This is a genomic window from Baekduia sp. (assembly GCF_035685985.1).
Lineage (GTDB): Bacteria > Actinomycetota > Thermoleophilia > Solirubrobacterales > Solirubrobacteraceae > Baekduia.
The window spans coordinates 212,543-224,530 of record NZ_DASRZV010000035.1; the positions used below are offsets into that span (position 1 = coordinate 212,543).

10 protein-coding genes are annotated in these 11,988 nt (G+C 73.9%); 3 read left to right on the forward strand and 7 right to left on the reverse strand.

What is annotated here, in order from left to right:
* Nucleotides 1-47 precede the first annotated feature (47 nt).
* The 5 genes from VFG42_RS24245 to VFG42_RS24265 all read right to left on the reverse strand — a co-directional run bounded on the left by VFG42_RS24245 (nt 48) and on the right by VFG42_RS24265 (nt 7,757).
* A complete protein-coding gene (locus tag VFG42_RS24245) occupies nt 48-3,020 on the reverse strand; it encodes a hypothetical protein (RefSeq protein ID WP_324911416.1) in 2,973 nt (990 codons plus the stop codon).
* A 35-nt stretch (nt 3,021-3,055) separates the two neighbouring features.
* Nucleotides 3,056-5,170 (reverse strand): hypothetical protein, encoded by a 2,115-nt coding sequence (locus tag VFG42_RS24250; protein WP_324911417.1) that lies wholly within the window; start codon nt 5,168-5,170, stop codon nt 3,056-3,058.
* A gap of 172 nt (nt 5,171-5,342) precedes the next feature.
* Nucleotides 5,343-5,891: a hypothetical protein gene (locus VFG42_RS24255; RefSeq protein WP_324911418.1), complete on the reverse strand. Its 549-nt coding sequence runs from the start codon at nt 5,889-5,891 to the stop codon at nt 5,343-5,345.
* A gap of 138 nt (nt 5,892-6,029) precedes the next feature.
* Nucleotides 6,030-7,025, reverse strand: coding sequence for a TetR/AcrR family transcriptional regulator (locus VFG42_RS24260; RefSeq protein WP_324911419.1), 996 nt, complete (start codon nt 7,023-7,025; stop codon nt 6,030-6,032).
* Nucleotides 7,026-7,112: 87 nt separating this feature from the next.
* Nucleotides 7,113-7,757, reverse strand: coding sequence for a helix-turn-helix domain-containing protein (locus VFG42_RS24265; protein WP_324911428.1), 645 nt, complete (start codon nt 7,755-7,757; stop codon nt 7,113-7,115).
* Between the two features lie 159 nt (nt 7,758-7,916).
* Here VFG42_RS24265 and VFG42_RS24270 point away from each other — a divergent pair, with 159 nt between their 5' ends.
* The gene (locus VFG42_RS24270; protein WP_324911420.1) at nt 7,917-9,248 is read left to right on the forward strand and encodes a TetR/AcrR family transcriptional regulator; all 1,332 of its coding nucleotides are present in this window, start codon (nt 7,917-7,919) and stop codon (nt 9,246-9,248) included.
* Between the two features lie 471 nt (nt 9,249-9,719).
* Here the strand turns inward: VFG42_RS24270 and VFG42_RS24275 are convergent, their stop codons facing one another.
* Complete coding sequence (locus VFG42_RS24275) at nt 9,720-10,439, reverse strand: hypothetical protein (RefSeq protein WP_324911421.1); 720 nt, start codon at nt 10,437-10,439, stop codon at nt 9,720-9,722.
* 81 nt (nt 10,440-10,520) lie between these two features.
* Between VFG42_RS24275 and VFG42_RS24280 the strand changes: the two genes are divergently transcribed.
* Together VFG42_RS24280 and VFG42_RS24285 are read left to right on the forward strand one after the other, a co-directional pair.
* The gene (locus VFG42_RS24280) at nt 10,521-11,240 is read left to right on the forward strand and encodes a TetR/AcrR family transcriptional regulator (protein WP_324911422.1); all 720 of its coding nucleotides are present in this window, start codon (nt 10,521-10,523) and stop codon (nt 11,238-11,240) included.
* A 7-nt stretch (nt 11,241-11,247) separates the two neighbouring features.
* Nucleotides 11,248-11,727 (forward strand): GNAT family N-acetyltransferase, encoded by a 480-nt coding sequence (locus VFG42_RS24285; RefSeq protein WP_324911423.1) that lies wholly within the window; start codon nt 11,248-11,250, stop codon nt 11,725-11,727.
* Nucleotides 11,728-11,789: 62 nt separating this feature from the next.
* Here VFG42_RS24285 and VFG42_RS24290 read toward each other — a convergent pair.
* Nucleotides 11,790-11,988 (reverse strand): hypothetical protein (locus VFG42_RS24290; RefSeq protein ID WP_324911425.1); only part of this gene is annotated, 199 nt, incomplete at its 5' end.

Consider the following 11,988-nt stretch of genomic DNA (forward strand, 5'->3'; position numbering starts at 1 on the left):
CCGCGGGCGCCGTGCTGGGCGCCCGCGGACCTTCACCGCTTCGCGTCCTACTTGCTGGTCTTCTTGGCCTTGGCCGGGCCGGCGGGGTCGAAGGTCACGGTGACCTTGCCGACCGCCCCCTTGGTGCGCTTGGCGGTGATCGTCGCCACCGTGGACTTGGCGATCGTCTTGGTGGTCTTCCTCACACCCGGGCCGGAGACCGTCACCTTGCCCGCGCCCAGGCCGCCGACCTTCACGGCCACCGAGCGCGCGCCGACCTTCTTGGACAGCACCTTCAGCAGGCAGGACGGCGTCTGGAGGTAGACGTCGGCGTCGGCGGCCTTGTTGTTCTGGCCGTCGATCTCCTGCTCGGTCACCTGCGACGCGGCGCAGATGTCGGTCTTGGACCCACCGGTGACGACCAAGATCCCCTTCTTGCCACCGTTGATGTCCAACTTGAACGACGACACCGCCGCGTCGGGGATCTTGTCGAACGTCGTCACCAGACGCCCGTCGTCATCCACGTCGCTGGTCGCCGTCAACGTCAGCCGCACCCCGTTCTGCCCCACCAACGGGATCGCCAGCTTCGGCAACGTCGCCTTCGCCCGCCCCGTCTTGGGATCGATGCGCTGGTTCTTGACGAAGTACACCGGCCCCGTGAGCGGCTCGTCGAGGATCGGCGTCACCGCCGTCGCCCGCCCCACCACGCTGCTCGCCGGGCAGTTGGGAATGGTCTTGGAGCCCTCCGCGAACGAGCACAACGCGTCGGACTGCGCCTGCTCGGGATCGAGCGCCAGCGACGCGGGCAGCGTCACCTTGACCCGCTTGAGGTTGGCCTGGCCCCCGACCGGCTGGGTCAGCGTCGCGCTCAGCGCCGGATGCGCGCCGTCGCGGGTCTGCCCCTTGCCGGAGAGCGACATGGACAACTTCGGCGTCAAGGCCAGGCCCGCGCAGTCGGCGGCCTGGAACGGCACGTCGAGCGCGACGCTCCGGCCGCCGGTCGACGCGACGCTCCCGGTGATGCGCTTCGCCGCGCAGGACGTCGGGTTGACCATGAACCCGGGCCGGTCCATCGCGATCCGGATGCTGCGCAGCCGCAGCGGGATGCCCTTGACGATCGTCGGCAGCGGATCGGAGACCACCGTCACGTGCGCGTCGATCGGATCGATGTGGATCCCCTGCCGCACCACGACGGTGCCCAGGTCCAGCGGCCCGGCGATCACGCGGGCGGCGACGGCCAGCGAGTACGGCGCCCCCTTGTACGGACCGGCCAGGTAGACCGGCTGATCACGCAGGAAGAAGGGCGCGCCCGCGCCCGAGCCGATCGTCGCCGACCCGACGCGCGTGCCCGCCGGGCAGGCGCCGGACGCCGCAAGGCCCTCGGCGCACACCGGCACGCCGCGCAGCCGTCCGAGCAGGCCGGTCGGCAGCGACACCGTCACGCCGTCGACGTACTGCTCGCCGTCGGCGCGCTCGATGGTGATGATCAACGGCGAAGACGCCCCGCCGGCCGACTCGGTCGTGCCCGCCGTCACGCGCGGCGCGAAGCCGGGCGGCGTCGCCGGGCACGCGATCGTGAAGCGGTCGGTCAACGACGCCGCCGCGCCACCGCTCCACGGCGTCAACCGCGCCTGCACCACCTTGGGACCGCACTCCAACGGCGTCGCCAGCGGCGCGCGGGATCCCGACTTGAACCGCAGTCGCAGGTTCGTGAACGGCAGCTGGGGGTTGCGCTGGAAGGTGGCGGTCATCCGCCCCGTCGCCGGGTCGAGGTCGACCTTGCCCGGGATCTTCACCAGGACGCCCTGGCCGTTCAACACCAAGAACAGCCGCAGCAGCTGATCCGGCGTCTGCCGGCCGACGTAGACCGCGCCCTCCAACGGCTTGGCCAGCACGGGCGTGTCGACCGTCGCGGTGGCGACCATCGACGCCTCCGGGCAGGCCGGCGGCGCCTCGGACGTCGGCGCCAACTGCTCGTCGGTGCACGCCTCGAGGCCGTCGGCCGACGACGGGTTGATCGTCAGCCCCTCCGGGAACGTGATCACCGCGTCGCGCATCGGCGACGTCGTGAGCTCCGTCGGACCATCGGTCTGCCGCAGCCCGAGGTCGACCGTCAGCCCCGTCGGGGAATCGGGCTCCGTGGTGCCGGGCTGCGCCCGGACCGACGGGTCGAAGTCGACGTGCTCGCAGCCGACCGGGTCGGCCTGCGCGACCGCGGTGGCGGAGACCCAGCGGTCGGGGTGCTGCCAGGAGCGGGCGCGGAACGTCGTCTTGGCGCGACCGTCGCAGGTGGCGGGGTTGGTGACGAAGGGACGAACGTTGGTGCTGAACGGCGCGGGCCCGCCCCACAGCCCGTAATCGCAACCGAGGGTCGGCGTGCACGCCCCGCCGCGCTCAGGCTTGTGGGCATCGTCGCCCGGCACGCCCCACAGCGTCACCTTCAGGCCATAGACCCGCGCGGCCTGGGACACGTTGGAGGTCCGGATGCGAATGCCGCCGTCGTCCGGCCGCACGCTGGCCACGAGCACGCTCTGGGTGTAGCTCGTCTTGAACGCGAGCTCCGCGACATGGCCGTTGGACGGCTCCATGTTGTAGAGCGGGAACGTCCACGTCTCTCGCTGGCCCAGCAGCGCGTCCCAGTCGAGCTCGACCTTGCCGACCTGGCTGCTGGGCGGGCACGTGTTGGGGGTGAGGAGCATCGTGTACGGGCACGTCGGGCCCGCCTGCGGGTCACCGAGGAAGCCGACCGGCAGGTCCGCCTCGATGTCCTTGAGCTGCTCGTCCGGGACCTCGCGTCCGTTGGAGTCGTAGACCGTGTTGAACGTGAACTGCGTCGAGGCGGCGAACGGATGCGCTCCGGCACGGGTGTCGAACCCGCCGTTGGCGTCGTAGGCGTCCGCGTGGACCGACCCCGGCGCGAAGCCGAAGTCGGCACGGGCGGTGCTCTGTCCGGCCGCCAGGGCGATCAGCAGGCCGAGCGCGAACAGCCCGAGCGCGAGTCGGCGACCGGCGAGCTGCGCGATGCGCGACGTGGTGAACATGGTCGATGTCCTCTCCGTGGTGTTGTGACCGCGCGTCATCGCGCTCCTCCGCTCCGCGGCCGGGTGAGCGTCACGCGCAGCGTCTTGCTCTTCGGGGCCGCGGAGAGCCGCACGTCCACGGCCAGCGCAAGGCGACCCTTGCGCCGCAAGGCCGTCCGTGCCTGGCGGCTCAGGGCCAGGACGAGCTGGGCCTGCCCCGCCCGTGCGAGCCGACGCGAGGTCCGCGCGACCGACCGGCTGCCCCCGTCGAGCGTCGCGCGGGCGCTCGCGGTCACCGTGCCCGGCACGTTCACCTTGGCCTTGATGGTCAGCCGGCCCGTCCGGGCCGCCGTCCGCAGCGCGGCCTGCGACAGCGCGCCGACGCTGACGGTGGCACGGGTCGGCGCGGGCCCGTCACCCGGGCCACCCGCCCGCGACGTGGCCGGCGACTGGGACGCCGGCGGCGCCGTCGCGCGACCCTGGCACTCGTCACCGTCGCAGGACGGCCTCGGGGTCTCGCGCGGGAACCCGCCATCGAGTCGGGCGTCGTAGATGTCCCATTGCCCGTTGGTGTCGGAGTCATCGATCGGGACGGTGGTCTGGATGAACAGGTCCTTGCCGTCCGGCGACACCCCGATCGGAACGGCCGCCGGGATGAACCACGGGTTCTGGCCGCCGTAGCCGGCGGACACCAGCGCCGTGCTGTTGTCGCTCCAGCGCCACCGATAGACGTCGCCCGCGTCGTTGCCGTCGTGGACGTCGAGTGGCTCGTTGGTGGAGAACAGCCCGTACTCGCCATCGTCGGAGAGGTAGTGCGACTCGCCGACGCGATGGGTGGAGAACGCGCCGAGGACGTCGAAGTCGCCGTTGCCCGCCGACAGCTTCTTGAGGGTGTCGGTCGGGGCGTCGTACCCGTACAGGTCGATCTTCTGATCGGTGTCCGACGCCACCAGCGCGGCTCGCGAGGCGAAGACGAGACGCCGTCCGTCGGGCGTGGCCTCGGCCTGGCGGCCCCACTCGCGCGAGGTCCACACCTCGGAGTCCGAGTCGTCGAGGGTGGTCACCAGACGGGTGGCGCCTGCCGCGGTGCGGACGAACAGGTTGGGCCGACCGACCGCGCCGCGGCCGTCGAACGGGCCGGTCACGACGAAGTAGACGAGCGACTGGTCGTCGGCCGCCCGGACCACCCCTCGGTAGTCCGCGCTCGCGTCGTCGGTGACCCAGGTCAGCGTGTCGTGGCGGAGGTCGTACTGGTACAGGTCGACGTGGCTGTTGGTGTCGTCGTCGACGAGCTGCTCAGCGGTCTCGAACAGCACCTTGTCCCCGTCCGGGGTGCCCTGCACGAAGGTCCGCGCCTGCGGGCCGGCGGGGTCCGGCGTGGAACGGCGCGACGGCGACACGTCGACCGTGCGGGTGAGGTCGCGCCGCGCGTAGAGGTGCGCGGGCCCGTCGCAGGAGCGGCTGAGGAAGAACAGCGTGCTGAGGTCGCCGGAGGCCAGGAACCGCGCCGCCTCGCCCTGCCAGTTCGGGACCCATGCTCCACAGGTGTCGATGAGCGTCCCGTCGTTGCGAACGCCGACCATCCTCGGCTGGTCGTGCTCGTCGTAGACGTAGACCTCCGAGCCGTTGGTGTAGGGCGGGTTCGTGTCCACGTGGGTGTCCTCCGGCACGAGCCGCGTCCCGGTCTGGAACGCGGCAGAGCGGCCGTCGTCCGACACGGCGTAGGCGACGCCTCCGTCGACGAACACGCCGCCGACCGCGGCGAGCCCGACCCGGTGCGGCGGCCCGTCCAACGAGCTGCGCCAGAAGTCTCCGTCCGTGGGGTTGCTCAGCGCCTCGGCCCGCCACCAGAACGCGGTCAGCGCGCGGTTGTAGGTCGGCGAGGGCGTCAGGTCCAGCGCGCGGGGGCTCGGGGGCGTGTTCAACGCCTTGAACGTCCATCCGGACGCCGTGCGCGTGGAGCGGTAGACCACGCCCGTGCCCGCCTGCGCCGGCGCATGAGGTCCGATGTAGTCCCACTGGATCAGGTCGTTGGCAATGCCTTGCGCACTGCCGAACGCCTGCCCGTCCAGCTCGTTCGGCGTGACGCGCTCGTAGACGCGGCCGTCGGGCAGCGTTCCCGCCGCGCCGGCCACGCCTGGCGCGGTCAGCCCGGCGGTGGCCAGCGCCAACGCCGAGATTCGAATCGTTCGACCCAGCAACCCTCTCTCCTCACATGGGCGACGCGCCCTTTGGGGACACGCCGACGTTTCTGGTGCGCTATCAAACATGACGGTTTCTATCTTTGTCAAGGGCAACCACGCAAAGGCCGCCGCGCACGGGCACGCGGCGGCCCCGTGCCCACTAGGACAGCGTCAGCAAGCTGCCGTCGAGCCGGGTCACGTTCAGCACGCCGCTCATGGAGATGACGTGGCCGTTGGTGCTCGTGCCCACCACGACGTTGTTGAAGGAGATGGTCGACGGGGTGGAGCCGGAGCCGTTGGTCCACGTCGTGGTGAACGTCGGGCTCATGACCGTGTAGCCCGGGAAGCCGACGAACTGCGCGCTCCAGATGAGCGAGTAGGCGCCGTCGTCCTTCCAGGCGTTCTGCGTGAGCTGGAACCAGAGTGGGGGCGTGTTGCCGAGGCAGCTGCCCACCGTGCCGCCGATGCCGTGGGTGCCGTTGTAGAGGAAGCCCGCGCCCTGCAGGTTCGGCGTGCACGAGCCCGTGTACACCCCGTCGACGTACCACTTCAGCGGGTTGGCGGAGGTGTTGCTCTCGCTCACGTTCCCGTTGGACGAGAACGTGGCCGGCACCGGCGTCGCGCTCGCGGTCGCGGCGCCCAGCGCGCCCATCAGGCAGGCCACCGCCATCGCCTTCGACATGCGGCCGGCCAACTTGTTCAACAACATGTGTCGCTCCTCGTGTCGTCGGGCCAGGCCCCGTGGAACGCCGTCGACCGAGAGGCCCGCCGGTCGGCGGGTTCGCCTGGTATCTCCCCTCCGCCGCGCGGCCGGGGTGTTCCCGACACAACCGCGTTCCTGGAGTAATCAAACACCATGTTTTCTCTTCGTGTCAAGGGCCACCAGCCGATCCACGAGCCGGCGGCCCACCTCGGTCAGCTCCCAGGCGTTGGACCGGCCGCTGCGGGCGCGTCGCGCGGCGCCGGCGCGCTCCAGCCGCGCGAGGTGGCGGCTGATCTGGCTCTCGTGCGCGACCGCCACGCCCGCGGCGACCTCGGTGTTGCACGCCCCGGGGTGGCGAGCGAGGAACACGAGCGTGCTCTCTGTCAGCTCGGTCACGTGGAGGTCGGCGGCCTCGGCCGCGCCGGCGGCGGCCGAGAGCGAGGACGCCGCCGCCGCGGCCTCCTCCGGCCCCGACCCCTCCAGCGCCTCGGCGCGCTCCGACGCCGCCCGCTCCGCGTACGCCCGCGCCGTGCGCAGCGCCGCCCCGCGCCCTGTGTGCGGCGCCAGCGCGAGGAACACCGCCGGCGCGACGAGCGTCGTCAGCGGAGGCTCGGGGTCCTCGCCGGTGAGATGGCGGTGGACCAGCTCCAGCACGGCGCCGACCGCGCCCGCGCCGGTGGCGACGACCGCGTCGTCGGCGACCTCGTCGATCAGCGCGACCAGCGGCGCCAGCGCCGCGGCGCGCCGCTCGCGCGCCGCCGCCCCGCCGTTGGGCGCCTCGACGACCGCGACCCAGGCGCGGTGCCGGTCCGCGTCCAAGGCCATCAACAGCTCCGACAGCGCGGAGGCCACCCGGTCGCGCCATCCCGATGGCGCCCCGCACACCGCGCGGGCCACGGCGCGGCTGAGCGCGGTCGCCGCCGTCTCGACGGCCGCGACGAAGCAGTCCTCGCGGTCGTCGAACAGCTCATAGAACTTGGCCCGGCTGACCCGCGCCTGCGCGCAGACGTCGCCGACCGCGACCCGCTGCCAACCGCGCTCGGCGGCCAGGACGGTCATCGCGGCGACCAGCCGCTCGCGGTGCTGCTCGACGGCCGGCCGCGCGTGGCCGCCGCGATACGGCCGCTTCTTGCGGTCCATGCTCGCTCCTGTTCGACGCCCGGCGGGGAGGATCGGGACACCGCCGGTGTTTCCGGACAGGATCAAACATTATGGTTTCTATTCTTGTCAAGCGTCGTGCTCGAACCCGTCCCGGCTGCGTCGCCACCGCCGCGCCCCGTGCGCTCCCGGAAGCGCGACGACCAGGCCGAGGGCCTCCAGGCGCCGCAGCAGCCGCGACGTCTGCGACGCGTGGCGATGCCCGAGCGCCCGCTGCAGTTCCGCCCCGGTCGCGCCCGGCGCGGCGTCCAGCGCGGACAGGACACGACGGCCCTGCTCGCCGACGCGATCGTCGGCCGAACGACCGGCGTGGCGCAGCAGCTCGCCCGGCGCGGGCGAACGGGCCAACAGCGCGCGGCGCACGGGGTCGGGCTCGACCGCGGGCCGGCCGCCGGCGATCGTGAGCTCGACCAGGACCGGGATCGCCTCGACGAACGCCGCGGACACGCAGACCCGCGCCTCCACGGGATGGCGCGCCGCGAGGTCCTCGAGCGCCGCCGCCACCGCGACGGCCCGCTCGCCCGGGGCGTCGTGCCGTGCCGCGACGCGGCGCGCGCGGTCGGTCATGCGCGCCACGAGGATCGCCGCGGCCTCCTCCCGCACCGCGCCGAGGCCGCCGAACAGCCGATAGAGCAGCTTGCGCGAGACCCCGGCCCGCTCCACCAGCGCCGCGACGCCCGGCTCCGCGCCGTCGCGCTCGGCCAGCAGCGACACGTAGGTCAAGGCGATGTGAGCGCGTCGCAGTCGGTCCGCGTCGGCCGGCGCCAGACGGCAAACGTGCGTGTGTGCCGCCACCCCGTTATCAAACACTGCGCTTCCCATCTCGTCAATCGCCTTGACAGAGGAGAATGCAGGGCTCTTAGTGTTCCGCCCGTGAGCCCGCTGGCCCGATCACGCACCGCCTCCTTGCCGCCCGCGCCGACGCCCCCGAACGACGAGACGACACGCGCGCTGTTGAAGGCGGCGGTGGCGACGGCCGCCGCGAAGGGGTACCGGGCGATGACCGCGCGGGACCTGATCGGCGCGACGGGGATCTCCAGCCAGACGTTCTACGCGCGCTTCCCCAACAAGGAGACGTGCTTCGTCGCGGCCGTCGCGTTCCTGGCCGACAACGCGACCGCGCAGGCGCGCGCGGTCGCCGGCGACGCGGCCGCCACGCCGGCCGCGCGGCTGCGGCTGCTGGCCGACGGCCTGCCGCGCCTGGCCGCCCAGCATCCGATCGGGACACGCGTGCTGCTGCTGGAGTCCGCGGCGGGCGGCGCGGCGGCGGTGGCGCATCGCGATCGCGCCGCCGACGCGGTCGTCGCGCTCGTCGGCGGCCGGCCGGACGTCGCGCGCGCCGTGCTCGGCGCCGCGGCCCGCGCGGCGCTGGACGCGATCCTCACCGGCACCGAGGCGACGCTGCCCAGGACCGCGAGCGCGCTGGCGACCTGGGCCAACGGCTACGCCGACCTGCTGGACGCGCCGCTGCCCGCCGGCGCCACCGGGCCGTCGCGGCGCCGCGGCCGCGCTCCGGGGTCGCTGGTCCCGGTCGGCCCGGAGGGCACGCGCCGCCTGCGCCCCGGCCCGCGCTCGGAGCCGCGCGCGTTCGTCGAGCACTCCCAGAGCGACCGCATCCTCGACGCGGTGGCGACCGTCGTCGCCGAGCGCGGCCTGGACGCGCTGACGATCCGCACGCTGACGCCGGTCGCCGAGGTGTCGTCCAAGGCGTTCTACCAGCACTTCTCCTCGTTGGACGAGGCCTTCGCCGCCACCATGCTCGCCGGCGGCCGCGGCGCGCTGGCCGCGGCGCTTCCGGCGACGATGGCCGAGGCCGACTGGGCGGACGGCGTCGCGTCCGGCCTGCGCGCGCTGCTGGAGTTCCTGTCCGAGGAGACGACCTTCGCGAAGGTCGCGCTCGTCGACGCGCCGGCCGCCGGCGCCGCCGGCGCCGCCTTCCAGCGCGAGGCGATCGCCACGATCGCCGCGACCATCGCCCACGGCTACGAGCGCGCCGGGCTGGCCACCATCGACGTGGTCTCCGAGGCCGTCGCGGCCGGCGCGTGGGAGCTGTGCGCCGACCGCGTCCGGCGCGGCGCCGCCGCCACGCTGCCCGAGCTCGCGCCGACGCTCGCCGCGCTGGCGCTGGCGCCGGTCCTCGGCGCGGCCGCCGCGCTGAAGTCGGCGCGGCGGATCGCCGCGGCGACCGCGCCCAGCGGCGCGTAGGGCAGCAGCAGCATCGCCGTCGCCGGCGCGGCGAGATCGGCCAACCGCGGTCGCGGCCGCGCGCCGAGCCGGACCTCGACGGCCTCCAGCACGCCGTCCAGCGCCCAGGCGGCCGCGCCGCGATCCATCGGGCGCAGCGTCCCCGCTCCGGCCGTCGCGCCGGCGGCGACCAACGCGTGCAGCTCGGCGTACAGCCGCCCCTCGCCGCGCCGCAGCCGCGCCACCGCGCGCCGCGCTCGCGCCGGGTCCCGCTCGGCGGCGGCCAACAAGGCCGTCACCCGCTCGCGCACCTGCTGCGCATGCGTGCCCATGTCAAGCGACATGACGCCATCCACCCACGGCGTTCGGTCGTTGTCAATCGGGACACGTGCACGTTTCCCGCGGCACCGCGATTTGGCTCTGCGACGGGCCACACGCGCCGCGGCGATGCCCGTGCGACGCCATTTGAGAAACGTCCGTGGTGCCGCCAGCTCAGCCGCGGCAGGTGACGCGGCCGCGGGCGGCGACCGCCGCGCCGTCCACGAAGCGGACGCTCGCCGCGTACGCCCACGGCCGTGCCGGGCAGGGCGCCACCCGTAGCGCCCGTCCGCGATCGAGCACCACCGCCAGCCGCTCCAGGCCCAGCGGCAGGCCGGCGACGGTCTGCAGGCCGGCGGGAAACGCCAGCGTGAGGCGCAGACGGCCCCCGGGCCCCGCCCCGACGCGACCGTCGATCACCGTCTTGACGTAGGCCGGATGGCGGACGACGGTGGCCAGCAGCACGTGGTCCGCGCCGCCGTTGACGACCGTGATCGCGCCGCGGGTCGTCGCGGTGTCGGCCGCCGCCACCGCGGTGCCGCGACCGATGACGGCCGCCCGCGGGCAGCCTGCGACGCCCGTCCGGGCCAGCGTCGCCCGCGCGCACGACGGAGCGTCGCCCCCGCGCCAGCGCACGCCCTCGGGCAGGTCGAGCGTCGCCACCCGCGCCAGCGGCGGGTCGACGCCCTCGGGCTGACGCAGCGCCAGCGCGAGCCGCGCCCGGGCGGCGTCGAGCACGACGCTGGTGCCCAGGACGCTGACCGCCGGCGGTCGCGCCGCCGCGGCGCCCTCGGCGGTCCGCGACGCGACGCCCGGGCCCGCGGACGAGCCGCAGCCCGCCGCCGCCAGGGCGGCTGCTGACAGGACCGACAGGGCGGCGAGCGGCGCGCGCATCCGAGCTTCACCCTATCCGATGAGAAACGCCAACGTATCCCGGAAGGAGACAACGGCCCGTGGAACAGCTATGTTTCCCATGTGGCCGAGTCCAAGCCCAAGAAGAAGCGGACACGCGAGCCCCACCAGCTGCCGGCCGGCCGGCACGGCCTGCCGCGGCAGTTCGTCGTCGAGAACCAGCGTCACCGGATCCTGGCCGCGGTCGCCGACGTCTGCAGCGGCGCCGGCTACGCCGCGATGAGCGTCGAGGACATCGTGGTGGCCTCGGGCGTGTCGCGACGCACGTTCTACGACAACTACCGCGGCAAGCAGGACGTGTTCCTGGCGGCCTACGACGAGGTCGCCCAGCAGTTGCTGGCCAAGGTCAGCGCCGCCTACGGCAGCGCCGACGGGCCGATCGACCGGGCGCGCGAGGGCCTGCGGGCGCTGCTGGACTTCATCGCGGCCGAGCCCGCGTTCGCCGACATGTGCATCGTCGAGGCGCTCGCCGCCGGCCCCGCCGCGATCGAGCGCCGCAACGGGATCATGCGCGCGCTGGCCACGATGATCGACGAGGCCGCCGCGGCCGAGCTGCCCAAGAGCCGCAGGCCCGGGCCGGTCGTCGCCGAGACGCTCGTCGGCGGGATCTACGAGGTCATCTACGCACGGGTCGTCTCCGGGCGCTACGAGGAGCTTCCTGCGCTGCTGCCCGAGCTGATCTTCGCGCTGCTGCTGCCCTACGTCGGCACCGAGCAGGCCAACGCGGTCCTCGAGGAGGAGCGCCGCCGCCTCGGCCAGGCCCCCAAGGCGATCACCGTCTGAGGCCCGCGTGACCGCGTTCGCGCTGCGCGAGGCCGGCGACGCGGACGGCCCGTGGATCGTCGCGCGTCACGGCGAGGTCTACGCGCGCGAGCACGGATGGGACGCCACGTTCGAGCGGCAGGTCGCCGGGATCGTCGCCGCGGCGCCCCTCGCCGGGTGGATCGCCGTGGATGCGCGGACCGGCGAGCGCGTCGGGTGCGTCCTCTGCGCGCGGGGCGACGACGAGGGCGTCGCCAAGCTGCGTGCGCTGCTGGTCCTGCCCGGTCACCGCGGCCACGGCATCGGCCGCGCGCTGGCGCAGCGGTGCGTGGCCTACGCGCGAGACGCCGGCTTCTCGCGGCTGTCGCTCTGGACCGTCGACGCCCTGGCCGACGCTCGCCGCCTCTACGCGTCGCTCGGCTTCGCCGTCACCGACGAGCGGCCCGTCGTCCAGTTCGGCCAGGCCATGGTCGACGTGCTCATGGAGCTCGACCTCGGCGGCGCATGACCCACCGCCCCCGGCGCCTTGAGGCGCCGGGGGCAGCGGGACTCCGCTCGTCGCGGCGGGTCCTACTTCTTCTTGGTCTTGATCGTCACCGTCTTGGTGACGCGCTGGGCCGTGCTCGACCCCTTGGGGGTGAACGTGGCGGTCAGCTTGACCGTCAGCTTGCCCTTGCGGGCCAGCGTCTTGCGCGCGGTCGCGGTGAGCCGGGCGGTCAGCGAGGCGCCGTGGGCGCTGGCGATCGTCCGGGACACGGCGGTCACGCCG